Annotated in this window: 20 protein-coding genes; 12 read left to right on the top strand and 8 right to left on the bottom strand. The window is 38.1% G+C overall.

The window, feature by feature from the left end; translation table 11 throughout:
• The 6 genes from MBO_RS02815 to MBO_RS02790 form a co-directional block, all read right to left on the bottom strand.
• Nucleotides 1-817: hypothetical protein (locus MBO_RS02815; RefSeq protein ID WP_036363360.1), on the bottom strand; the 817-nt coding region annotated here is incomplete at its 3' end.
• Between the two features lie 10 nt (nucleotides 818-827).
• Nucleotides 828-1,343: a hypothetical protein gene (locus MBO_RS02810; protein ID WP_036363358.1), complete on the bottom strand. Its 516-nt coding sequence runs from the start codon at nucleotides 1,341-1,343 to the stop codon at nucleotides 828-830.
• Nucleotides 1,344-1,373: 30 nt separating this feature from the next.
• Nucleotides 1,374-1,850 carry a T6SS phospholipase effector Tle1-like catalytic domain-containing protein gene (locus tag MBO_RS02805; protein ID WP_227712653.1) on the bottom strand — a complete coding sequence of 159 codons (477 nt, stop codon included), beginning with the start codon at nucleotides 1,848-1,850 and terminating at the stop codon, nucleotides 1,374-1,376.
• 34 nt (nucleotides 1,851-1,884) lie between these two features.
• The gene (locus MBO_RS10280; protein ID WP_052585266.1) at nucleotides 1,885-2,616 is read right to left on the bottom strand and encodes an RHS repeat domain-containing protein; all 732 of its coding nucleotides are present in this window, start codon (nucleotides 2,614-2,616) and stop codon (nucleotides 1,885-1,887) included.
• A complete protein-coding gene (locus MBO_RS02795) occupies nucleotides 2,603-3,184 on the bottom strand; it encodes a hypothetical protein (RefSeq protein WP_036363352.1) in 582 nt (193 codons plus the stop codon). The genes MBO_RS10280 and MBO_RS02795 overlap by 14 nt, the downstream gene beginning before the upstream one ends.
• The gene (locus MBO_RS02790) at nucleotides 3,181-7,788 is read right to left on the bottom strand and encodes an RHS repeat-associated core domain-containing protein (protein ID WP_080702165.1); all 4,608 of its coding nucleotides are present in this window, start codon (nucleotides 7,786-7,788) and stop codon (nucleotides 3,181-3,183) included. The genes MBO_RS02795 and MBO_RS02790 overlap by 4 nt, the downstream gene beginning before the upstream one ends.
• A gap of 11 nt (nucleotides 7,789-7,799) precedes the next feature.
• Between MBO_RS02790 and MBO_RS02785 the strand changes: the two genes are divergently transcribed.
• From MBO_RS02785 to MBO_RS02750, 8 genes are all read left to right on the top strand, one after another.
• Nucleotides 7,800-8,834 carry a CpaF family protein gene (locus MBO_RS02785; protein ID WP_265013581.1) on the top strand — a complete coding sequence of 345 codons (1,035 nt, stop codon included), beginning with the start codon at nucleotides 7,800-7,802 and terminating at the stop codon, nucleotides 8,832-8,834.
• Nucleotides 8,835-9,088: 254 nt separating this feature from the next.
• Complete coding sequence (locus MBO_RS02780) at nucleotides 9,089-9,721, top strand: type II secretion system F family protein (protein ID WP_160169654.1); 633 nt, start codon at nucleotides 9,089-9,091, stop codon at nucleotides 9,719-9,721.
• Nucleotides 9,722-9,826: 105 nt separating this feature from the next.
• Nucleotides 9,827-10,663 (top strand): type II secretion system F family protein, encoded by an 837-nt coding sequence (locus MBO_RS02775; protein ID WP_227712652.1) that lies wholly within the window; start codon nucleotides 9,827-9,829, stop codon nucleotides 10,661-10,663.
• Between the two features lie 7 nt (nucleotides 10,664-10,670).
• A complete protein-coding gene (locus tag MBO_RS02770) occupies nucleotides 10,671-11,006 on the top strand; it encodes a DUF192 domain-containing protein (RefSeq protein ID WP_052585264.1) in 336 nt (111 codons plus the stop codon).
• Between the two features lie 13 nt (nucleotides 11,007-11,019).
• Nucleotides 11,020-11,439, top strand: a complete 420-nt coding sequence (locus MBO_RS02765) for a TadE/TadG family type IV pilus assembly protein (RefSeq protein WP_052585263.1) — start codon at nucleotides 11,020-11,022, stop codon at nucleotides 11,437-11,439.
• Nucleotides 11,440-11,585: 146 nt separating this feature from the next.
• Nucleotides 11,586-12,020, top strand: coding sequence for a hypothetical protein (locus MBO_RS02760; protein ID WP_052585262.1), 435 nt, complete (start codon nucleotides 11,586-11,588; stop codon nucleotides 12,018-12,020).
• Between the two features lie 104 nt (nucleotides 12,021-12,124).
• On the top strand, nucleotides 12,125-12,679 hold the full coding sequence (locus MBO_RS02755; RefSeq protein WP_160169653.1) for a lytic transglycosylase domain-containing protein: 555 nt from the start codon (nucleotides 12,125-12,127) through the stop codon (nucleotides 12,677-12,679).
• 36 nt (nucleotides 12,680-12,715) lie between these two features.
• Nucleotides 12,716-16,399: an RHS repeat domain-containing protein gene (locus MBO_RS02750; protein ID WP_036363343.1), complete on the top strand. Its 3,684-nt coding sequence runs from the start codon at nucleotides 12,716-12,718 to the stop codon at nucleotides 16,397-16,399.
• A 2,024-nt stretch (nucleotides 16,400-18,423) separates the two neighbouring features.
• Here MBO_RS02750 and MBO_RS02745 read toward each other — a convergent pair.
• Both MBO_RS02745 and MBO_RS02740 read right to left on the bottom strand, forming a co-directional pair.
• Entirely contained in the window at nucleotides 18,424-18,852 is a 429-nt protein-coding gene (locus MBO_RS02745; RefSeq protein WP_036363327.1) for a hypothetical protein, read from the bottom strand.
• A gap of 27 nt (nucleotides 18,853-18,879) precedes the next feature.
• Entirely contained in the window at nucleotides 18,880-19,935 is a 1,056-nt protein-coding gene (locus MBO_RS02740; protein ID WP_036363325.1) for an IS1595 family transposase, read from the bottom strand.
• A 135-nt stretch (nucleotides 19,936-20,070) separates the two neighbouring features.
• Here MBO_RS02740 and MBO_RS02735 point away from each other — a divergent pair, with 135 nt between their 5' ends.
• From MBO_RS02735 to MBO_RS02720, 4 genes are all read left to right on the top strand, one after another.
• Nucleotides 20,071-20,316 carry a DUF6471 domain-containing protein gene (locus MBO_RS02735; protein ID WP_036363322.1) on the top strand — a complete coding sequence of 82 codons (246 nt, stop codon included), beginning with the start codon at nucleotides 20,071-20,073 and terminating at the stop codon, nucleotides 20,314-20,316.
• A 224-nt stretch (nucleotides 20,317-20,540) separates the two neighbouring features.
• Complete coding sequence (locus MBO_RS02730) at nucleotides 20,541-21,983, top strand: Eco57I restriction-modification methylase domain-containing protein (RefSeq protein ID WP_036363320.1); 1,443 nt, start codon at nucleotides 20,541-20,543, stop codon at nucleotides 21,981-21,983.
• Nucleotides 21,980-22,924, top strand: coding sequence for a BsuBI/PstI family type II restriction endonuclease (locus MBO_RS02725; protein ID WP_036363317.1), 945 nt, complete (start codon nucleotides 21,980-21,982; stop codon nucleotides 22,922-22,924). Before MBO_RS02730 ends, MBO_RS02725 begins: the two co-directional genes overlap by 4 nt.
• Before the next feature lie 528 nt (nucleotides 22,925-23,452).
• Nucleotides 23,453-24,987, top strand: a 1,535-nt coding sequence (locus tag MBO_RS02720; RefSeq protein ID WP_036363315.1) for an RHS repeat domain-containing protein, incomplete at its 3' end; no start/stop codon positions are given.

Below are 24,987 nucleotides of genomic sequence, written 5' to 3'. Positions count from 1 at the left end.
CGTTAGAGGCAACGGCGTGGACGATGGTTTTGAATTCACTTCCTGAAATGTCTAAATCCATTTCAAAAGCTCTGGTGTTTGACATATCGTTATCCTGTTTTGGGCCAAAGGCAGGGAGAGTGTCGTACAGTCCCATAAAGTTGAATTTGAAGTTAATGCCAAAGAGATTTTTTTGGTGTTTCCAACAATTGAGAATATCTATTGTGTGTTCCATTTTGTTGTCTATAACAACTGTATGAAATTTTAATTCTACATATCTGTCGTTTCTCTCTGTAAATTTTGATGAATTAATATTAAGATTTTTCTCTTTGTTTCCGATGGGATTCTTGTCTTTTATGGCATTTTCAATAATTTCTTTGGTGTTTATGGTGTAGGTCTCCCAAGCATCTTGTGGAATTGTATTATAAAGGCTGTCAACATAGTCGTCCATTTTTGTACAAGTTTTTATTGTTTCATCATCAAGATATGCTAGGTCACAAAAAATTGTATTTCGCTTTCTTGGGATTGTTGTATATCTAAATGTTAAGTTTGGTATGTTGTTCCATTTTTTAATATTAAACAAGCAGGTTCCATAGTGAAAAAATCTATCATTATTTTTTATCCTATCATCTGGATTATACCCAATGGCTAGATAATAAAGACCACAATAGGATTTCATTGGTTCCAACAATTCATAAATAATAATTTGATCTCTTGTATCATCATTTAGACTGTGTGGAGAGTTGAATGTAATTGTACTAATCTCTGATTTTGGACTGGCACAGGCTGTTAATGATGTGAATAGATAAAACACTGTCATAATTTTTATAAATTTCATCTCTTATTCCTTATTGAATTTGAACAGAAAGACCATCAAGACTATAACCCTTATTTTTAAGCCAATTAATATAATCTTGAATGAGTATATATCTTTGATTATTGCCAATCGCACCCTTGCCGTACAAGATTGTGGGCTGACCCTCTCCATCAATGCCTTTAAATGCCCTAATCTCATCAACTTCTGGACAGTCATTGATGATATATCCACAAGTCCATCTTCTCATATACTCATCACTAAGACGGCGTATATCATCAAATCGGTTTACTCCTTTTGGTTGATAAGATCGGCTATGTTCCCAATTAAATTTTAGGTGCGGAATGCTAGTAAATTGCTCTACACTACCATTTTCAGTCCCTGCCCAGCGAAATTGACGACTTGGACTAAAAATAATAGTTCCACCAGCTCTCTCTACTCCAATACTATCGTGAACGATAGGGTTGGAAACTATTTTATTATCTGCACTTAATTTAATCTCAGCTTTAATACCTTGATTTTTATATAATTTATTAGCCTCATTCGCCATCCATACCAAACTTACATCAGATAAGTCGCCTTAGTGATAGCCTCCACCGATATCCGAATGAGCACCTAGAAATCCTAATTCTAAATAGTGAGTACCATTTAACACTTTGTTGTTATATTTATTTGCATCTGATTGATTCCTAAAAATAGAACGACCGTGAAATTGTCCACGATGTTCATTGACGGCAACAGCGTGCACAATCTTTTTAAATGGGGCGGTAATGGCAATTGGCATTTCAAAGGCATTTAGATCAGCAATGTCATTGTTTTGGTCTGCACCATAGGCAGGAACAGTATCCCAAAGACCCATAAAGTTAAATTTGAAGTTGATATTACATTGTTGTTTTAGCCAATTATGCGTGTATTTCCATTTTGTTTCTGTTCTATTAAAGGCATCCCCTTGAACTGGCACTTGAGAGTATCTATACCAACTACCGCTGTTCATCATATTATTGACCTTACTGGCGAACATCCTTGCCGAAGCGGCACCACGGCTAAACCCAACAATATCTAGGTTGATGTTGATGGCTTGTTTTGGTTTATTAGCGCCTGTATAATTTTTTTTCTATATGTTCAAAGTAGCTGTGTAGGCATTCAATCATTTTATCAACTCTTTTGATGATTGAAAGTCCCGTGCCACCGCCTCCGACACCCTTTGTGATACCAGAGTATCTGTCATTTGTGTCTGCTCCTGAGATATAGAATGCATTTTGTTTGGCAAAATTACCAAAGTCAATTTTTTGAGTTTTAATTGCTATTAGGGGTGCAGTAGGATGAGTGAACATTATTGGCTCATTCGGATCACTTTTATAAGCATTTCCAAACTTCACCACATTAGAATGTTGCTTGGGTGGAATGTCGTAGTCTTGATTCCCCGTCCCATCAAACGCAAACAAGAGTAATCCCACAGGGTCATTATAGTGAATTGGGCTGTTAGCTACATAGGTATATAGATTGTCTCCGCCAGCAAGACCCAGTGGGTCAGGTGTGATGTATCTGCCTGTACTTGGGTCGTAGTATCTGTGATGATTATAGTACAAGCCTGTCTCCTTGTCTTCATATTGACCACTAAATCTTAAGTTTAGCTCATAGCCTGTTTTATCTTGTAGGGCTTTATCCACCACCCCACCAAAGTCGGTGGGGGTTAATTGCCATACCAATTGATTATTGTCATCTAGCACTTGTCTGGGTCTGCCTAGATGGTTTTGGGGTGGATTGGGCGCGGGGTGCTTTTTGTCTTTGTTGATATAGGCGATAAATTCAAAAAATCTCATTATATATCGCATTTAAATTATTTATTTGTTCAGCATTGAAATTTAAAACAAAAGGATCTGATATGTAGATTGTCCCTCCCATCATGTCCTTTCTTTGATACCGAAAAACATTCATCTTCTTATTTTTTATTATTTCTTCTAAAATATATTTATATTTCAAATCTTGATTGTTTTTTGTTTTAAATTTAATTTGAAAATAGAATAATTCCAATCCTTTATTTTTCATGTCATAATTTAATTTATAATTTTCTATACTTTTATTGTTCACATATAAATGTTTTTTTTCTTGATAAACTTGATCATAACCAATGATATTGTCATCCATATTTTCCAATTTATTAGATATAAATATCGGCATGTCCCTTGGGGAATTTTTTGCATAAAACAATCCTTGTATGTTTATGTCATATGAGCTATGCAAGTTATCTCTAAAAATTTCAATAAAAATAACTTCTGGATAATATGTATTTAACTCTTCTTTATATACAAAATTTTGTCTAAAATAATCATATATTATTAAATATAAAAATATTAATAAAACAAAAATTAAAATAAATAATTTTTTCATTTTAATATACTCCCTTCATCATTCCTGTGAGATCTAGTAGCTCTTTCGTATTCTCTTATGTTTTTCCGATTATTTGAATAAGATATATTTACTAATCCAAGAGGGCTAATGTTTCTATTTGGAATTTTTGTTGTAAACATATCGTAAGCATGGGCATGATCCACTTCAAGTGTATAATTATAAGTTGGATTAAGAGATGATGGATCCCATTGCCCACCTAGATTGGCTATAATATCATTGATGCTGGTATCTTTAGCCTCTGCTCTAATATTTACCCATGTCTTATATTTGGGGTTTGGTGTTTTAAAATTAATACTTCCTGCTAAATTATAGCTGTATCTGACCCCAACAGGATCCAGAGTAGCCAAAACACCAACAGAACCACAACGCCACTCTTCTAATTGTTGTGCAAGATGAGCTGCTTGCCAACCTCCTAGGCTGTGACCAACAATATTGATTTTAGCATTTTCATTACCCTGTGTGGATAAATACATCTTAGCATCAGCAAGCATTAGATGTAGTTCATGAAAGCCGTAGTATCTTGCATTTCTGTCTGCCAAATCATTTGCTTGCTGTGCCGAGTAGCCATTTCTTGTAAAATACGATTTTAAATAGTTGTCTCTAAAATGGTTTTTAAGGTCATTCATGATTTTGGTTGGACCTTGACCTAGAAACGGCTCAGCATCTGCCGCACCGCCAATAAAAACTGTATAAAGCCCCCAAGGATCCACTGCTCTCCACACCTCATTATCCACATAAGAATAAGTATTAAAGCTGCCACCGTTTAACCCAATCGGATCAGATGTCAAATACCGTCCAATACTTGGGTCATAGTATCTATGATAGTTATAATGATAGCCTGTCTCATCATCATAGTACTGCCCTGCAAATCTTAGGTTAAACTCAAAACCACTTTGACTATCAATGGACTTTGTTTCTCCGAAGGCATCCATCTCAATGCTCCAAACCGTTTCTTGGTTTTGGTTGGTGATGGCTTTTGGTGTGCCTAGGCGGTCGGTGTGGATTGAGTAAACCTTGGTCTTGTTTAATTTACCCTTACTATCATACCCATAATCTAAAACAGCCACAGGCATAATATCAAGATACACATAACGGCGTGTTATCTTGTTATCTTTAATCTCTGCGGATAATAAGCCTTTATCCCACAGATATTGCGTGGTGTCTTTAATATTTTGTTTATCATCATAAGTCGTTTTTGCAATTCTTTGTCTTAGATGATTATACTGATAAGTGGCGATTAATTTATCATTGTCCTTAATGGACTTAATCTGTCCATCAGGGGTGTAGTCTAACTGTCGTGTGTTCACGGTGTTATCTTGTTTGCTTGTAGTGGTAATGGTGATAGGATTGCCGACTTGGTCATATTGATAAACGATGATGGCGTTGTCATTTTCAATACGACTGAGTCTATCAGAGTTTGGTTCATAAGTGTAGTGAGTGTTGCTTTGGTTGGTTGTTGGGGTGTGTTTGATACGATTGCCATTGGCATCGTATTGATAGGCACTCGTTATCTTATCAATGGTTTTGATATTACCATCATTATCAATACTGATAATTTCCCCAGTTTGTTTGTCATAGTTGAGCTTGGTTTGGGTACTGTGGTCGTGTTTATCTATTAGCCTTGCTTTGCCATCATAGACTTGGCTTACTGTACTGTCATTGGCGTGCTTTAACCCAAGCAAACCCCTTGTGCTGTCTGCTTGGATATTTGATAGTAGGGTATTACCCTTGTCTTTATTAAAAACCTTGTTCCATTTGCTTGTCAGAGTCTGCCAAAGCGTGCTTGTGGGTGTTTGGTAGTCTATTTGGGTAACTTGACTGTGGGTATTGTAATGGTAGTGTAGAGTGATGCCCTCTGGTAGGGTCACGCTTTTGATGCGGTCTTTATCATCGTAGGTATAGGCGGTGGTGTAGTCTTGATTGGGTATTGGTGCGGTGGTTTCACTGGCAACAAGCCCCGTATCTGTATACTGATATTGTATGCCGGGTATTTTGCCATCTTGTGTCTGACTGTGTTCTACTTTGGTTAATTTGCCATAAGTGTCGTAATGGTAATAAGTGTATTGACAGTCTTGGGTATTGCCCACTTTGCAAGTTTTAAATACACTTGGCAGACCCAAGGCATTATAACTTAGTTCTTGATTTGTTTCATCAAGCATTATTTGTGTGGGTCTATCGAAGTTGTCATACCGAATATAGCGTTTGCCTGTATTGGCATCCGTTGCCAAACGCACTCTGCCAAAGTCATCATAATGGCGTGTGTAGGTCGCCCCTGTGTTAAGGGTGAGTTTGGCTAGGGCGTTATTGATGATAAGGGTGTTGATGGGTTTGGTGGAGTTTTGGGTTGATAAGCCATTATCCATCACCTCACTACCAAGACTGGTAAATATAATCTTACCTTGACTGTCCTTGATACTTCTTTTGATAAGGTCATATTCGCTACTATAAACATCACTGACCACCTGGCCATCGGCTAGGGTGTAATGAATGCTATGTGTGGCATCATCATAACGAACATCAATGGTTTGTCCTAAGTGATTGTTATAATGAATAGGGCGTTGCCTGTCATCATAATCCATCATTACAAACTGATTGCCCATTTTGATATGTGTGGGTTGATTGTAAGCGTTATAAGTGTAATGAACAGTCTGCCCATCAGGGTAAGTGATTAGGTTTAGATTGCCCTGATTGTCATAGCCGTATTTGGTATGAAGTCCTTGCTCTCTGACTTCAATTGGCTGCCCTTTTTCGTTATAGGTAAAGCGAATAAGTTCGGTTTTTGCATAATTGGAGTTATTTTTGATGTCATCAGTACTTAACTCAATCTTATCTAGCAACCCTTGTGCGTTGTAACTATAATACACTGTGCGTTCAGACACATTACCACCCCCTTCAAACCCAAACTCCTTAAACCTTATCACATTACCCCTATCATCATAATCGTATTCTGCCCCAGTTTGTTTGCCATCAAACACAGAATCCGTGGTTATGCTTTTAACCAGATAAAAAGCAGGATTGTCTTTGTCATCGCTTGTGTAGGTGGTGTAGGTGGTGTGGGCAGGACTGATGATGCTGTGTTCTGATTTGCCTTTTTTGCCATACTTTTTGTGGTGCTTATCTTGTGCTATTGTCTTGACCACTCGCCCAAAGCTATCATAGACATAGCGTTTGGTATGGATGATGGTTGGGGTATTGGTAGCATCGGATTTGGGGTGGTTTGTGGTAGAGTCAAGCACATGTTTGGCAACGACCCATCCTTGCTCGTTGTATTCATAGCGTACATTGGACTGATTACAAGTCATACAGCCAGCACCAATGGCAGACAATAGGCGTATGCCTGTTTTATCATAGGTGTAACGATATTGTGTGGTTTGCCCTAGGCTATTGGTTAAGGTGTTAGTGTAGGTCTCGCCAAGTGTAGGATAGGTTGCCCTATCATCATAGCTGACACGGATTTTGTGGGCATCATTGTCGCCAGTAGACAAAATGGCTCTGTCATAAGCATCGTATGCAAAACGACTGATAAGCTGTTTTTTAAGACCATCATTACTGCTGTCCTTGTCATTGTCTTGAACATAGCGATATTTGGCAGTTAGATTGTGTTTGTCGTTAGGGTCGCCATACTCATAGCCCCATCTATCGCCTTGATGGGTAATAACTTCTAAAAGATTACCAATTTTATCTAAGCGATATTGCCAAACTTGTTTGTCTGTCTTTGTTCCTTGTTTTGTTCCTTCTTTACTCACATTGATATAAGATAAGCCATCATCGTTGGTTTGATACTCAAAACGAAGCACTTGACCTAAGTGATTGGATACCCTAGCCAGTTTACCATCGGTGTTGTAGTGTAGTTGCCAATAGAGGGCTTGGGTATTCTTGTCAGAAGCAAGTTTTTGTACACGGCTTAATTGACCGTATTGATACCTGCCTACGGTATTGACCTTATTAACTTGTCTGTGTGGGGCAAATTCCATTACACGCCCATCAGGCAAGTGCCATTGCCATATCATCTCACTGCCTGTATTTGTCCCAGTTTGATGACTGACAGGCTTAATTACTACATAGCCCAAAGAGAGATCGTCAGAGACAAAGCGTTCGCTTAATAGTCCTGTGCTGTCATCTTTTATCTGCTGTTTATTAAAGTGATATAAACTACCATCTGCTGTTAAAGTCTGAACATTATCCCCCAAATCTTGTAATTGCAACTCATAATCAGACCGCCAACCGATACCAAAGATACCACGCTGAGTGGATTGTGAATTATAATAACGAGTCAAGCGTAAAGCAAAGGCATCGCCCACCTCATCAATGTCTAAGAGTTGCTCAAACTTATTGCCTGTCAAAAGATTGATAGGATTGCCCCCAAAGGCGGTGGGAGAGGGGTTGTTCGAGCGAACAGAAGTGGCAGATGGGGTAGGGCAAAGATTAGCGCCACTATTACCTTTTGAATTGTGCTTAACAGTGCCGATACACTGTAAGCCTTGATTTGGTTTGGTAAGACTGGCAATGCCACCATTGGCAAGAGCAGGGGCACCAAATCCAACAAATATTGGTTCTGCACGAAGCGGTAGGGCTTGGACCATTGGAGAGTTTGTTGTCTGATAAGAGTATTTCTGAGATTATGGTGAACTCCTCCAAAGAAATCTATGTAGAACAGCACGGCAAAATTCAAAAAAGTCCTTTGATATTTAGTAGCGACCAAGCGGTGCTTGATGTGATTGAGAGAATCGTTTCACCGATTGGTAGGCGAATTGATGAGTCCTCTCCAATGGTAGATGCTCGCCTAAAAGATGGCTCTCGTGTCAATGCCATTATCCCACCCTTAGCCATCAAAGGACCAACCATCACCATTCGTAAGTTTCCAGAAAAACGCTTAGGCGTGGCTGAGTTGGTAGAGTTTGGCAGTCTGTCCGAGAGTATGGCGGATTTTTTACAAATTTGTGTTAAGCATAAAAAGAATGTCATTATCTCTGGTGGTACAGGCTCGGGTAAAACAACGCTTTTAAATGTTTTGTCTAATTTTATCCCCAATGGTGAGCGAGTGATTACCATTGAAGATGCAGCTGAGTTAAAGTTAAATCACGACCACTTAATTTCTTTGGAATCTAGACCAAGCAACGCTGAGGGCAAGGGTCTCGTTAGCATTCGAGATTTGGTTAAAAACTCACTTAGAATGAGACCTGATAGAATTGTAGTGGGGGAGTGTCGTGGAGCTGAGGCATTAGATATGCTCCAAGCGATGAATACAGGACACGAGGGCTCATTGACGACTTTGCACGCCAACACACCAAGAGATGCTTTATCTCGACTTGAAACAATGATACTGATGGCAGGTATGGATTTACCATTAACTGCCATTAGAGAGCAGATTGTGTCAGCCATTGATATTATTGTGCAGCAGACCAGATTTAATTGTGGTTCGCGCAAAATTACTTATATCACAGAAGTGTCTGGTATAGAGGGTGGTACTATTCAGCTACAAGATTTATTTATTTATAAAAAAACAGGTTATGATAACGATGCTCGTATCAAGGGTTATTTTATGGCACAAGATGCCATTCCTAGCTTTTATCAAGATTTAGCCGATAGTGGCATTAACCTTAGAGCCGATTATTTTAGTGATCAGTAACTTAATTGGGAAATTTTAATAAATTGGGTGGTGATATGGCGATTTATGGTGTGTTGGTGGTTGTTTTATCGCTACTATTTTTTATTATTTATTTGGTCGTTAAAAATTCTAGCGTAAATCATAAAAAATTAGCAAACGGAGGAAGATTAGAAAAAGCCCTACAAGCATTTGATGATGTTCATATCAAAGGTGGTTATAAGAAATTTGTCATTATATACGCACTTTTTGCAATATCTGTATTGATTGCTATCATTATGTTGCAGATTAATTTTTTTCTTATTATGCTAATGATGGCATTCTTGGTTTATTCGCCTTTTCTTATTATTAATAAAATCAAAAAACACCGTCTTGAATTGTTTGAAAAACAGTTGCCTGATGCCATTGATTTGATGGCAGGTTCATTAAAGTCAGGCAATAGTTTGGTGGGGGCATTTGCTTTGATTGGCGAAGAGTTTCCAAAACCTCTATCAGACGAGATTGGACTTGTGGTCAGAGAGCAAAAACTCGGGGTTAGCATTGATGAATCCTTGCAGAACTTTGCCACAAGAATGCCTTACAACTCAGTTATCTTGACCGTGTCCACCATCAGAACTTCTATACAGACAGGTGGCGAACTGTCTGATGCTCTAAAAAACATTGCCCAAACGCTTAGAAGTATTGAGCAAGCAGAAGGTAAAATCAAAGCATTGACCGCCCAAGGCAAAATGCAAGCCTGGGTGGTAGGGCTGATGCCTGTGGTGCTTATTTTGGTGTTAAGCAAAATGGAGCCTGCCGCGATGAGCCAGCTTTGGACGACAAAAGCAGGGTATATGGCATTGGCAGCCATTATTATTTTTGAGATTTTAGGTATTATATTTATTCGTAAAATTGTTAATATTGATGTTTAGGGCATCTGGGTTTTTTTATATTATTTTAAATATTAAAAGCTAGTCATTTTTGAATGTTGGGATAATTTGATGGATTTGATAATTTATTTGTTAATTGGTTTTTTATTGATTATTTTGGCATTTGTGATTTGGCATATATTATATGCGATTGTCCGTGTGCCAGATGATGATACTAATTATTTGGATAAACCACCATTATTTTATCGTTTATTAAAATTACCCATCAATGTTGTGGTATTTTATATCACGCCTTGGCTAAATAAAGCGATGATTGATAAATATGAAAGGGCAATTATCTTTGCTGGGGTGGAATATCAGTTTAAGCCAGAACATATCATCGCCAGTAAGATTGTAGGAGCGGTGGTGCTTGGGTTTGTGTTTTTATTGTTGTTGTGGATTGCAGGTCAGTCAAGTTTATTAGGTGTACTTGCGGTGCTACTTGGGTTTATTTATCCAGACCTTTGGTTAAAGCAAACCAAACAAGCAAGAAATGCCCATATCGCCAAAAATATTCCATTTTTTCTTGATATGATTACTTTGAGTATTGAGTCTGGACTTAATTTTAATGGTGCGATTAAGCAAGCGGTACAAAAAGGGCCTAATGGGGCAGTTAAGGCAGAATTTGAAAAGGTGCTACGAGACATCAAAACAGGCGTCAGTCGCAGTGAGGCGATTCGTAAGATGGGAGAACGCATTGATGATTTGTCCATCAAAAGCCTGACATCCTCCATCGTTCAAGCAGAAAAGATGGGTATGAATCTAGGACCTATTTTAAGAGAACAAGCCAAACAAAGACGAATAGAGCGGTTTTTGAAGGCGGAAAAATTAGCAATGGAGGCACCTGTTAAACTTTTGTTTCCTTTGGTAGCATTTATTTTTCCTTGCACCTTTATTGTCATTGGTTTTCCTGTGTATGTAATGATGAGAGAGGCTTTTGGCTAAAATAGTGATGGGCAATCAAATCGCGACAACTGTGATTGGCAATATTGATATAAAGCGTGCGGATAATTTTTGGCGTAGATTAAAAGGGTTGCTTGGCAAAAAGAGTCTAAGTGCCAATGCTGCTTTACTGATTACCCCTTGTAACTCTGTGCATACTTTTGCAATGCGATTTTCTATTCGTCTGATTTGTATTGATAAACAAGGAAAAATCATACAAGTGGTTAATGAATTATCGCCCAATCGGATTTTTGTGGCACATCGTGATACTTATGAGATTTTAGAGTTTTCTACCCAGACACTACCCATAGATGAATCGCTTGTTGGTGCTGTATTTTACTTATAAATGGAGTGCTTTGATGTTCTACAAAATAGATTTGCAAAAACAAAAAGGTGCATCAGTCACAGAAATATTGGTGGTAACACCGCTTGTGATGTTATTGGGGATGATTGGGATACAATATGCATTTATGTATAATGCCAAGACCAATGTTACTTATGCTTCCTATGAGGCGGCACGAGCAGGGGCTATCAATAATGCTGACCCACAGGCGATTGAAGATGGGTTATTAAAAGGTTTGTTGCCACTTCTATCAACCAATCTAAGATCAGAGGGTATTAAAGCGGATACAACCAACCATCTGATTGCTTCTGCACAGAGTAAATTGGCACTTGAAAAACTTAAACTTGATGAAGCTCGCTTTATGAAAATTGAGATTATCAGTCCAAATGAGGCGGCATTTAATGCGTGCAATAATGCCCAACTGCAAAAAATTTAAATACCACAAGTAAAGTCATTCCCAACAAGCATAGCGACATTCAAAACTATAAATGCAGCGACCCAAACATTAGCATTAGTCAGGCAAATGTATTAAAACTAAGAATCACTTATGGTTATGAGCCAAAGATTCCATTAGCAAAAGATATGTTTATCTCTATTGCTTCTTTTGTTCGTGGTTCGCAAGAAGCATTTGATTTGAAGCTATTGGCTTCTGACCGTATTCCTATTACGGTAGATGTTTCTGCTCAAATGCTAAGCCCTGCGGTAGAAAATGGCTTGCAAACCAAATCCTATGTACCCCCAAAAGGCGATATGTCACCAACAACAGGGATTAAACTGCCTGATGTGTCGGGCATTAAGCTACCAGAGGGCTATGAAAATATGAGTGTTGATGAGATTATTGATATTTTAAGCAAAGAGGAGAATGGGGGTGCAGGTTCTATTGGCACAGGAAAAAGTAAAAAAGACTGGCTTGCCATCTTAGTGGCACTGGGTGTGATTGGGGCAGGGGCATATCAGCTTGGTGGTGATGGCGGTGTTGAATTGATTTCTGATTTTGCACCGGGTGGTGGATGTTAATGAAGTTTTCTATATGGATTGCCATACTTTTAATGTTTTGGGTGGGTAATGTTCGTGCCAATCCCAAAGTAATTGATTTAACTTACTCAACCAGCAGTCAATCTATGGCAAATGATATTGGGTTGGCAAAACCCACCCAAAATAATTCGTTGGATGCTCATCTACACCAAACAGCTCATCAGTATGGCATCAATCCCTTACTCATCAAAGCCATTATTAAGGTAGAATCAAACTATCAAGCAAATGCCCGCTCACCAAAAGGTGCATTGGGTCTAATGCAGGTGCTACCATCAACTGCCGCCCAATATGGCAATTATAATCTTTTGAACCCAAAAGAGAATATCACAGTTGGTACACGTCACTTTGCTTATTTGATGAACAAATATCAAAGACAAGTTCATCTGGCACTGGCTGCTTACAATGCAGGGGAGGGCAATGTTGCCAAATATGGGGGCATACCCCCATTTACTGAAACTCGCCAATATATCATCAAAGTATCAAAATACTATCAGAGCTTACGCTCTGATGGCGGTGTATCCGCAATCATTGCCCAAGAGCAGAATCATCAGCAGGCGGTAGCCGCCCAAGACGATACCACAAACGAGAGCAACCACCTACCCCAAAAAACCCCTACCGTTCTCATCATCAACCTAAACTAAACCAAAACCCATAAAATAACCATCAAGGAAACCAAAATGAAGCTCAAATCCCCACTCACGCCACTTGCCTTATCTCTTGGTCTTCTACTATCAACCCACCCCACCCACGCCCAAATGTGCCTTGCCAATCCTAGTGGCACACATAAAGTTGTCAATACAGGCAACACAGGCACTCAATGCTCCGCCGACCCCAACCTGTCTGCCCGTACCAATCACGCCACCACCACCGCCCCCACTTCTTCTGCCTTTGCCCCAAACACCTTTGTCTCTAATCCCATTAATGTCTTATCAGGCAATAAGTTTGAACGGGTAGATGATTTAATCCTTGATGAAACTGACCCTTATGCCCTAAACCTTACCCGTTATTACAACTCTCAATCCACCCAAAAAGGCATCTTTGGTATGGGCTGGCGTTCTAGCTTTGAAATCCAATTACAGCATACCACCTATTCAAATCAGGCAAATCAGCTTAATCAAGACACAAACCTAACTGCTCCAACCGACACCATCCAAATCCTAAGCACCGATGGCACGCTATATCACTTTTATAAAACCCAAGTGAGCGACAAAGATAACCCAAACCTAAAACACATTCACTACACCCATCCAGACCCATCACTTGGCTACATTACCCAAGCCCAAAATAATAACAATGGCGAACACTGGCATTGGCATTTGCCTGATGGCAGACGCTTTGGCTTTGTGCTGCACAAACAAGCCAACCAGCAAGCCCAAAGACTAAACAAAGCCCATCACCACACCACCAAACAACCCACTGCCCATACAGCAACCCATACCTATGGACAACTCTCATCCGTCTATCAAAACCCCCAAAAGCCCCATCTAGGGCATTACCAATTACGCTATGACACCAAAGGCAGACTTGCCAAAGTGACCAACCATCAAGGACAAAGCCTAAGCTTTACCTACCAAACTACCAAACACAATCTGCCTTATATTACCGTACAAAGTCCTATTGGCACAAGCCATTACTTCTTGGACAAACATCATAACCTCTCCCAAGTGGTTAATCCCAATGGTATAAGAGTGGGCTATGGCTATACTAACCTTAATGATAAACACAACCTAACCGCAAAATACCACTATACAAACCAAACAAATACAAAAAACAGCAACCAAACCACGCCAAATCAAAAACCAACTCAAAACCAAGCCATCTTAATCCAATCTTGGGTCTATGATGCCTATGACCGTGCCATTTTATCTACCGAGCCTAATGGGCAAAATAAGGTCAGTATCCGTTATGATGATAGCCTATGGCACGCTTATCAAACCAACCAAACCAACCAACAAAATCAAAAAACCTACATCAACACCCTAACCAATAGCCTAGGACAAACCACACAGTATCACTACACCTACACCCCTCAAACAGGCTTTCGCCTGATTAAAGCAGTCGGAGCAGGGTGCTCTACTTGTGATGAGTCCACCATCAACCATAGCTTTGTCTATAATGATAAGGGTGGGGTTATTCAAAAACAAACACTTGACCCAAAGGGCAATCCAACAGATGGCATTTTGATTGACTATGATGATAAGGGCAACATTAAAGAGATTAAAAGTACGCCAACCAATCCCCCAAGCACAAATACACCAAATTCTGTGCTTTATCAGCGTTTTGAATACCAAAACCCAAAGCACCCAACCAAGCCCAGTAAAATTATCCGCCCAAGTGTGGTTAAGGGTAAAGAAACCATCATAGAGCTAGATTATGATGACGATGGCGACATCATCACAATGACTCAAATGGGGTATGATTTGGAGGGCAATCCAATTAAAGAAGCATTGCCTGTCCATAATCAAAAAACAAATGATAAAGAAAATCAATCGGTCATCAAAAGCCCAAACACATCAGATGATGCGATTGATGTTCTTTATGACTTTATTGCCAAGTCAGAACAAAGGGTAAATATTGCACAGGACAAAACAGGCAAACCAACAAGTATTAAACTTTCCACAGGCACAACCTATCATCGCAATTATGATGATTTTGGCAGATTAACACACGCCACTGACCCCAACACAGGCAAATACAAATTAGCCTATGATACACAGGACAAGCTAACAACAATCACAAGTGAGATTGCTGTACAGTATGTTACCTATGATGATAAAGGATTAGCAAAATCTTTGCGGACTTGCGACAATATTGACAAAAGCCGTTGCCAAACCATCGCTTATCATTATAATGACAATGGGCAATTAACCGCCATTGATACCGACCGTTATGATATTACTTATGACTATCTACCAACAGGTACAGCCCAAACAGAAATCATTACTTTGGATAACAAAAATTATCCAATGCAATATGGTTATGATAATCAAAACAGACTAAACAAAATTATCCTGCCAGAAGGCTTGGTATTAAACTATGCTTATAATGAAGCGGGCAAAATCATCAATGCCAACTATCAGTTGCCAAGCACAGGATTATGGCAGTCTTTAACTAGAAAAATCAATAACAAAAAAGACTTTCAATCATTATCCATCCATAATCCAATTCAGCCAAATGATAAGAAATCTACCCATAATGGCAAGCAAGACATTGCCTATACCTTAGATGCTAATAACAATCGCCTAAGTCGTTATGAGAATGGCGTAATAACAACCTATAACTACCAAACCAATACCGACCGCTTAACGCACATCAATCACCCAGATTATCAAATCACTTATGAGTATAATCAGGTGGGCAGTCCAACCAAAATTACCAAAACTGACAAAAACAACAAGGTAAGTGTTCAAACCATTAGCTATACACCTGACAATCAAATTAAGGCAATTTATCAAGATGGTGTACTGATTGCAGATTATGACTACAATCATCTAAGACAACGCATTGAAAAAACGGTTTACCTTAAAGATGATAAGACAAACCAAATACAAAAAGAGACCACCAATTACTTATGGCATAATGGACTGCTTTCAGCAGAAATCCAAAATGGCAACATTACACGCCGATACATTTATATGGACATTACGCCAATTGCTGTGATAGACTACACCTATAATAACAAGGGCAAAATGATGACTGCACAGCTCTATACCGTCCACACCGACCATCTAGGCACACCCAAGCAAATCACAGATCAAAATAATCAAATGGTTTGGCAAGCCGACTATGAAGACTTTGGCAAAGCCACCATTACTACCAAAGACAACTTCCAATTTAACCTACGCTTTGCAGGGCAATATTATGATAATGAAACGGGCTATCACTATAATACCAACCGATACTACAACCCTGAAACAGGCAGATATTTAACTGCTGACCCCTTGGGATTGAGTGGTGGATTAAACAGCTATGTCTATGCCAATCACGAGCCTTGGGAGTATGTGGATGTGTTGGGGTTGTATACAATACAGGATGCTATAAATCAATTGGATAAAGAAAAAGCAAAAAAGTTGGGTACCAAGTCTGAATTTGCTGTTTTGACTCCAGCAGGTCCAGTATACAATGAAATTCCAGACTATTCAAATACACAAAAGTTTTGCATGTGGCTGAGAATGGAAAAAGAGTACTTGAAGAAAACAAGATGGTTAGATGAGTTGAATGATAGAAAATGCCCAGCCACCTTGCAAGATATTGAAAGTGATAGAGAGAAAAATCCAAAAAATACGGTGTGGGAGAAGCCAAGTAATAATCCAAAGGTTAAAGTTTTTCATTGGGGGGGCTACTTGGGAGGTTCGTTCTAAGCCTACTAAAAATTATCATTCCAGCCAATGCACTTATGATAAAAATAAAAGATTGCTCAAAAATCCGCCTGCTGCTGGTAGTGCTGATTTTAAGGCTTGTACTGAACAGGAATGCAAACAACATTACGAACACGATGTGGTTACTTTTATGTTGGCGGAAAAACTAAAGAGAATAAATGACTACTATTCTGTTAGACCTTTAATTTACTAGTATGAGGTATGATTGTGTATAAAAAAAAATTGAATCTATTATTAGATTTGTTAATGATATTATTGGTTGCTTTGTTATTAAATATAATTAAATTTTTTATTTATAAAAATAATAACTTTAGCTTTCTATATGATTTGAATTATTTTATAAAATCATACATTGATGTTATTCCAATTTGCATTTGTGGATGGATATTTGGTTACATTGTCATATTTTTAGCAAATTTAGATAAATATATTATCAATAGGAATATTGGGTTTTTTTTGAAGGTTAATTTTTCTATAATATTTTTATTGGTTGAAAAAATTATTATTGATTTTTGGGCAAGTGTCTAGATAAATTTTATAAAAAATAGTGCTTATGAAAAAAAATATTTTTGTAATGATTGGTTTGTTTACTATATATTCATTTATATTTTTATTGTTTCTCCCAATAGATATTATTGAATATATACTTGAGCCATTTTTTCTAAAATTGTCCTTATATTCTGCAATAAGCTGTATTATAGGAATTTTGATAGGTGCAACCGCCTATTTCCTACTACAAACAGGTCAAAAAATCCTAAGCGATAATCTTTGTATATTTTTGCAAGTCATTACATCTTTTGCTATATATTTATTTTTACTGATTATTTGGTAATAGTTCGCTCTAAACCAACCAAGGGCGGACATACCAATCAATGTACCTATGATATTGATCGCAATCTGATTAGATTTCAAAGACCTGCTGCTGGTACTGCTGATTATAAGGAGTGTCGTTTCCCTATTTTTGATTGCAAAGAGCATAAAGAACACGATGTAGATCCTTATTCATTGGCAGTAAAGCTAGGTAGAATGGATGACTATTACTCTGTTAGACCAACCATTTATTGATTAGGCAAAACAATGAAAAATATTATCATTTTATTAATATTGAGTTTTATACTTCCGATGGCTGTTATGAAAATATTTGGTTATAATATTTCTGAATATTACTTTGAATTTTTGAGTAGGGGTTATATATTTTCTTTCATGTGTTTTTTTCTTGGTGGCATTTTTGGTTATATTTTTAATATACATAAACTAAAGGAGGGTGATAGTCATCTTCGGTATATTATGCCACAAATATATTTTTCTTTATTTTTTTATTTAATAATTTTATTTTATAATATGATCTTAGCGTCTGCATAGTTAAATTTATATCTATTATTAGCTGAATGATAGAAAAATAATAAGAATACGGTATGGGAAGAGCCAAGTGACAGTTTCAAAGTAGCCATCTATCATCGTGGGGCAACTTGGGAGGTTCGCTCAAAACCCACTAGGAGCTCTCACTCCAACCAATGTACTTATGATAAAAATGAAAAGCTTATAAAATTTCAAAGACCTGCTGCTGGCAGTGCTGACTATAAAGCCTGTACAAATATAATGACTTGTTGGTGGAAGGATGATGAGCCACACTACGCCCACGATGTTAAACCATTTGAGTTGGCGCAGAGACTAGGTAGAGTAAAAGATTATTATTCCGTTAGACCGTTGATCTATTAAGGAACAACTGATGGGTGCTATACTGATAAATTTTCTTTTATTTGGGGCTTTAACTCTTATTGGGCTGATTTTTATAAATAGGACAAATGATTATGGAGTGAAAGAGTTTTTTATTGCCAGTTTGCTGTCAGTATTTTGTATTTTTTTAAGTTTTATTATCTATAAAATATGTAAATTGATATTTATCTTTAAAATCGCCATTATGTAGCACCTGCACAAACTTTGCAATAATAAAAGCAGTCTTTTGACTGCTTTTTAATTCATTTTTATTGATTTATTGGTCTTTTTTAATCTTTATTCTTGCAAACAGCCCACTCGTACCTGATTGAACCTCTGCCAGAACCTGATTTAATCACCATATTGTCTGCAATTAGATTATTTAAGGCCATTCTTGTGGATTTTATCTGTTTTGCTGTGGTTTTCAATCCTTTTTCTTGAGGGTTGTCTAGTGTTGCTGCTCGATCTGCAATCTCATTGGCGGATAGCGGTTTATCAGATTCTTTAAGGACTTGTACAACAAGGGTTTTGATGCTGTTGTGGAATGCTTGTTGCCGTAGTTTTGGTAATTGATCTACCTCTCCAATGATTTGAGCCGCCTCTATTAAAATGCTAATTTGCCTATCTATTTCTTGAACTTGCTTGAGTAGCGACTGCTTATGTTGGTTAAGCTTCTTTATTTTGTTGGTAATGCCACTATTTACATGAGTTTCGGCCATAGTTTAACTCCATATGTGTTATTTTGGTTATGCTGCTAAGAGTTCTGCCATTCTGCGATTGCCTTGCCAGTAACCACGCCAATCATCAGAGGGCTTATTGTTTAGGCATCTGGAAACCAAATCATTAAAGATTTCACCATTACTCATTCTTCTGGTATCTTCTCTGTAAGCAATCTCGTTTGCATACTCATGTAGATACAAATTATCCATTTTATGAACTTGACCATAATACATGCGTTTAAAACGACTAAAGAAACTCTCGGCTAGGTTATTCGTCACGCCTTCATCTGAGCGATATTCTTGCTGATGGTTAACACGCTTTAAATCATGAAAGTAAATCAGATTGTCATAAGCTGGGCTTTCATCTGTGTGAATGGTGCTGCCTTTTTCAATGTGCTTATTAGCCAGATCATTGATTACTTTGCTATTCTCAGATTTGGCCACAAATGCCATTGTACGTCTAGCGCCAATGAGATTAGGATCTTCAGTTTTTGGGAAGCTGTCGCGCATGACTAAGATTGCACGCTTCTTGGGGTTCTCGTGCTGTTTTAGACGTCTATCAATACGATCTTGCTTTTTATTCTTAGGTTTTCTACTAGAGTGTACATAAGTGGCATCCATGTGGATAATGCCAGATAAGGGTTTTTTACCTGTGTTCGCTTCTTTTTTAAAGCTCTCTACTTGGTAATTTTTTAAAGCTTCTTTGATTTTATGCAGAAGAACAAAGGCGGTTTTGTATTGAACATCTAAATCACGAGCAATTTGCAAAGCAGATATGCCTTTAGCGGCATTGACATATAAACCACAAGCAAAAAGAATATCACGAAGCGGTAATTTGTGATGAGCAAATAAAGTACCAGAAGTAACACTAAAACGATACTGACATTCTTTACATTGCCATTGGCGGCGAGATTTAATAAAATAGGCTTTATGTTGTTTACCACAGCGAGGGCAAGTAACCTTATCACCATCACCCCAACGAAGGCGCTTCATCACCATCACGGCTTCATACTCACTCATACGAGCAATAGCAATCGGTGATAAATTGCGAGCTTTTGCGGAGAGTAGGAAGTGTTGGGGCATGATTTTCTCCAAATAAACTTAAATGTTTTTATGTCATCATATATAATGATTGTAACACATAATCGTTTATTTGCAAATATTTTTTTCATCATGTATAATGAAAATACATATTTAGCGTTATTAGAGAAACAATAAATGACAAACCAAGCACAAAATCCCTCCGATGAAAATTATTGGAAAGATTATGTTAGAGGACTGTTAAAAGCTGAGATTGCCAGACGAAACATCAGCTATGTGGAAATTTCAGAAAAACTGGCTGAGCAAGGCATCCATGAAAGCCCACAAAACATCAGTAACAAAATCGCTCGAGGTACTTTTGGGGCAATTTTTATGGTGCAGGTGCTTAAAATCATTGAGTGTGAAGAAATTAAGTTTGTTTAACCCTACTATAAAACAAACCTGTTTATAATTTAAATTTTTTTAAAATGCTATTACCAAAAACCACAGAAAATATTAAAGTTCCACAATCAAAATCCAGGGCATCAAAGCCAATAGTGACGGCAATGGCACCTTTGTGAGCCGTTCGTTGGTGTACACACGAGGTAACCATACCCATCTTTAATTTAAAATATTACTTTTAGATGCACGTAATAGGGTTAAATTCAGTGAATAACAAAGATATTGACAACATAAGACTTTCGGTTAACCAAAAACTCAATCCAGAAAACAAGTCAAAATACGGTCAGTTTATGACGCCTAGTAATATCGCTGATTTTATGGCTGACTTATTTCACCAAGACGATGAGGGTGCCAACACAGGTGCAAAACTTCTCGACTGTGGGGCAGGTATTGGCTCCCTCACCATATCGGCTGTAAATAAACTCAAGTGTATTGAGCATTTAGACCTGTGGGAAATCGATCCAATTATGCAAGAGCATCTGGCTTTGAATATGCAGAAATTGGATGTTCCAAGCACGATATACACAGCAGATTTTATCTTTGACGCTGTCAAAACCCTATTATCTGAGAGCGAAGAAAAATACACTCATGCAATCCTAAATCCACCATACAAAAAAATTAACAGCCATTCCGAATATAGAAAAGCATTGCGAAAAGTCGGTATTGAAACAGTGAACCTTTATTCAGCTTTTATGGCGCTCACAATCAAGCTTGCCAAAAAAGGTGGGCAAATCGTCGCTATTATTCCCCGTTCTTTCTGCAATGGTCCGTACTACAAGACCTTTAGAGAATTATTGTTTTTAGATTGTGCAATAGAACATATTCATTTATTTCAAAGCAGAAATCAAGCCTTTAAGGATGATGGAGTGCTACAGGAAAATATCATTATTAAATTGGTAAAGGGTGCCAAACAGGGCAAGGTTATTATTTCCCAGTCTAAAAATGCTGATTTTAAAGACTACTCAGAAGAAACATTCGACTTTGAAAATATTGTGAAGCCGAATGATGCAGAACTCTTTATTCGACTACCTACTAATAAAGACATAGATGAAAGATTGTTTGAGGTGTCCTTATCTGAGATTGGATTAAATGTCAGTACCGGACCTGTTGTTGATTTTAGGATTAAGGATTTGCTAGAACGACAGCCACAAGGGGATAACGCGCCATTACTATACCCACATCATTTTGAAGAAGGGCGGCTTGTATATCCCAAAGAACACAAAAAACCCAATGCGATCAGAGTGTCATCTACCTCTCAAAAGTGGTTGATGCCGAATGACGGCTATTATGTCATAGTCAAACGTTTTTCCGCCAAGGAAGAAAAAAGAAGAGTAGTTGCCAATGTTGTTAGGCCGAAAGATATTGGCGAAGATAATCGATGGATTGGCTTTGAAAACCATTGGAATGTTTTTCATGTCAATAAACGCGGATTTGACAAAACAACAGCAATGGGGCTTGCGTGTTTCTTAAATAGTACAATACTAGATGAGTATTTTAGAATATTTTCAGGTCATACACAGGTAAATGCAACTGATTTAAAAAACATACTATATCCTTCACTTAAAAAACTCCATGAATTAGGCAAAAACTATCAAATTGGTATGGGGCAAGTACAAGTAGATGACTTGTTGGAGTTCGTGTCGAAATGAATAAAGTCGAAGAAAAGCTACTACAGGCTTTGAGTATATTAAGCCAACTAGGTATGCCAAAGCAACAACAAAATGAAAGAACCGCATTATGCATGCTCTGCCTACTGGATATGACACCTGAAAAGAGCTGGTCTGAAGCAAGCAGCCCTTTGGTTGGCATCACACCAATCATGGATTGGTCTAGAGATCATTACTTTAAGGAATACGCGCCTAATTCGCGAGAAACCTTTCGTAAACAGTCAATGCATCAGTTTGTGGAAGCAGGGATCTGTTTGTATAATCCTGACAATCCTAAAAGACCGGTTAACAGTCCAAAAACCGTATATCAAATTGAGCCAAATTTATTAGAGGTACTAAGACTTTATGGTACAGAAGCTTATGATGCAGCAATGTCAGCCTATTTGCAGCAAAATGGCAGTCTTGCCGAAGCCTATGCCAAAAAAAGAGAGATGGCAATGATTCCGCTTTTACTACCTAATGGGCAGATGGTCCAGTTGTCTGCAGGTGCACACTCGCAACTAATCAAGGATATCGTGGATAGTTTTGGCAGTATTTATGTACCAGGTGGGACTTTGGTATATGTTGGTGATACAGGCGATAAGCATGGGTTCTTTGATGTGGCACTGTTAAAATCACTAGGTGTGGAGCTGGACAGCCACGGCAAGTTGCCCGATGTGATGATTTATAACAAAGAAAAGAACTGGTTGTTTTTGATTGAATCTGTGACCTCGCACGGTCCAGTTGACCATAAGCGTTACAGAGAGCTGAACAGTTTATTTGCTGAATGCACGTCAGGCCTGGTGTTTGTATCGGCATTTCCCAATGCGGAAACCTACAGAAAATACGCAGCAGATATAGCTTGGGAAACCGAGGTTTGGCTTGCAAACGCCCCAACACATATGATTCATTTTAACGGTAATCGGTTCTTGGGGCCATATTGAAAAGTATTAATTTGACAATAAAATCGAAGAAAAAGCAGCCAAACAGCTGCTTTTATTGTGGTTGGTTTTGTGCAGGTGCTACAGAATGGGGTTTAAAATAATGGTTACTAATAAAAATATTGATTTATATATACAATCTATTTTTTCAATAATCATTTTTCAATTGATATATATTTTAGGTATTATTATGTCATCTGTATAGTTTTTAGGTATTTTATGTTTAAGAATATTATGATAGTATCGGCTTTTTGTGTATCTATGATACCAATAACCTTGTTGGTTTTTTACACCCCGTATTCATTAAGTATTGTTATATATTCATTACTATCTTGTATTGTGGGTAGTACAATAGGTGCAACCGCCTATTTCCTACTACAAACAGGTCAAAAAAGCCTAAGCGATAATCTTTGCATATTTTTACAAGTCATTACATCTTTTTCGGTGTATTTATTTGTACTGGCTATTTGGTAGAGAAATATCATTAACCAAGCCAACACCTAAGACCACAAAGATAGGAAATTATAAGTATTGACAGCACCAAATACCGAACAAAACCTACTGGATGAAAAGACCAGTACAGGCATCAGTGCCAATCAAGAAAAAGACATCAATACAAAACCTCAAAAAGCTGACATTGCCAATGCCACAAGCCTTGTTTCTGCCCTACAACCAAACACCCATTCACAATCCAAAGACCAAGCAGGCACAAATGCCAAACACAATGATACAAACCCCATCATTCTAAGTCTTGATGTCTTTGGCAGACTAGACACCCTAACCCTACCACAAGGCAGTACCTACACTCGCCAATATGATGACTTTGGCAGACTCATCACTCATACCGATGCCAACACAGGCACACACAGCCTAAGCCACAACATTCATCATCTGCCCACTCTTATCCAAGATGAAAACACCACCACAGCCATTACTTACAATGAGCTTAAAATGCCAACCAAAAGACAAACTTGTCAAACTCAAAAAACAAACACAAGCAAGACCGAGCAGTCAAACCAAGCCCAAAACTGCCAAACGGTCAGCTACCACTACGACAACAAACACCGACCCACCACCATCAAAGACCAACATCAAGACACCACTTATGTCTATGATGAGAAGGGCAATGTCATTAAAACCGAAGTGGTATTGACCACAACCACTCACACCACCGCCTATCAATACGACAGCTTAGGCAGAATCACGCACACCCATCTGCCAGAGGGCATTATCCTAACCCATCACTATGACAAGCACAGTCAAACCACAAGTATTGACTACCAACTGCCAAACACAAGCGTTTGGCGGACACTCACACGCTCTTTGATGGGTCATAAAAACCAAAATCCCTTACTTGCCAACATCAAAACAAGTTCCACCCAAGGACTTGTCTCCTTTACCCACACCAACAACACAAACCAAGTCAATGTCTATGACCACAAAGACAGACTAAGCCAAAAACACGACCACAATACAAATACCAAATTAAGTTATAGCAAAGACTCAAATCACACAAACCCAAACAATCTTAGCCAAATCGTAAGCATTGACACCAACGGCAACATCATAAACATTGATGAGCTGACGAGTGCCTACACTTATGATAGTAACGGTAATCGCACCAAACATCATAATATCCACTACACTTATGAACCAAATTCTGATAGACTAAGTACCATCACCACCAAAGATGATAAAGACAGCATCGTCAAAACCACCCATTACACCTATGACAACTTAGGAAACCCTGTAATGATAACCACCAAAGACCATAAAGGCGACATTATCAAACAAAGAGCCTTAACCTACACCCCTGATGGACAAATTAAGTCCATTAAGGATACCACACAAGACAAGCAAGGCAATAAGATAGAAAAACTCATCGCCACTTATCAGTATAATCATCTAAGACAAAGAATTGCAAAAACCACTTATGATGATAAAGGTGCTGTTAAGGACAATGTTCAGTATCTTTGGGATAAGGGTTTACTCTCTGCTGAAATCAAAGATGATAAAGTCATCAGAAGGTATGTTTATTTGGATATAATGCCTGTGGCTGTTTTAGA

Source organism: Moraxella bovoculi 237, assembly GCF_000696305.2.
Lineage (GTDB): Bacteria > Pseudomonadota > Gammaproteobacteria > Pseudomonadales > Moraxellaceae > Moraxella > Moraxella bovoculi.
Note: the sequence above shows the minus strand (reverse complement) of the source record. Positions and strands in the feature narration are given on the sequence as shown.

What these genes read in the sequence shown, in the direction of transcription:
- MBO_RS02810 (WP_036363358.1), bottom strand. Translation starts at nt 1,343, where the DNA reads ATGGCGAATGAGGCTAATAAATTATATAAAAATCAAGGTATTAAAGCT.
- MBO_RS10280 (WP_052585266.1), bottom strand. Translation starts at nt 2,616, where the DNA reads ATGAGATTTTTTGAATTTATCGCCTATATCAACAAAGACAAAAAGCAC.
- MBO_RS02795 (WP_036363352.1), bottom strand. Translation starts at nt 3,184, where the DNA reads ATGAAAAAATTATTTATTTTAATTTTTGTTTTATTAATATTTTTATAT.
- MBO_RS02790 (WP_080702165.1), bottom strand. Translation starts at nt 7,788, where the DNA reads ATGGTCCAAGCCCTACCGCTTCGTGCAGAACCAATATTTGTTGGATTT.
- MBO_RS02780 (WP_160169654.1), top strand. Translation starts at nt 9,089, where the DNA reads ATGTTGCAGATTAATTTTTTTCTTATTATGCTAATGATGGCATTCTTG.
- MBO_RS02770 (WP_052585264.1), top strand. Translation starts at nt 10,671, where the DNA reads ATGGGCAATCAAATCGCGACAACTGTGATTGGCAATATTGATATAAAG.
- MBO_RS02765 (WP_052585263.1), top strand. Translation starts at nt 11,020, where the DNA reads ATGTTCTACAAAATAGATTTGCAAAAACAAAAAGGTGCATCAGTCACA.
- MBO_RS02760 (WP_052585262.1), top strand. Translation starts at nt 11,586, where the DNA reads ATGTTTATCTCTATTGCTTCTTTTGTTCGTGGTTCGCAAGAAGCATTT.
- MBO_RS02755 (WP_160169653.1), top strand. Translation starts at nt 12,125, where the DNA reads ATGGCAAATGATATTGGGTTGGCAAAACCCACCCAAAATAATTCGTTG.
- MBO_RS02750 (WP_036363343.1), top strand. Translation starts at nt 12,716, where the DNA reads ATGAAGCTCAAATCCCCACTCACGCCACTTGCCTTATCTCTTGGTCTT.
- MBO_RS02745 (WP_036363327.1), bottom strand. Translation starts at nt 18,852, where the DNA reads ATGGCCGAAACTCATGTAAATAGTGGCATTACCAACAAAATAAAGAAG.
- MBO_RS02740 (WP_036363325.1), bottom strand. Translation starts at nt 19,935, where the DNA reads ATGCCCCAACACTTCCTACTCTCCGCAAAAGCTCGCAATTTATCACCG.
- MBO_RS02735 (WP_036363322.1), top strand. Translation starts at nt 20,071, where the DNA reads ATGACAAACCAAGCACAAAATCCCTCCGATGAAAATTATTGGAAAGAT.
- MBO_RS02725 (WP_036363317.1), top strand. Translation starts at nt 21,980, where the DNA reads ATGAATAAAGTCGAAGAAAAGCTACTACAGGCTTTGAGTATATTAAGC.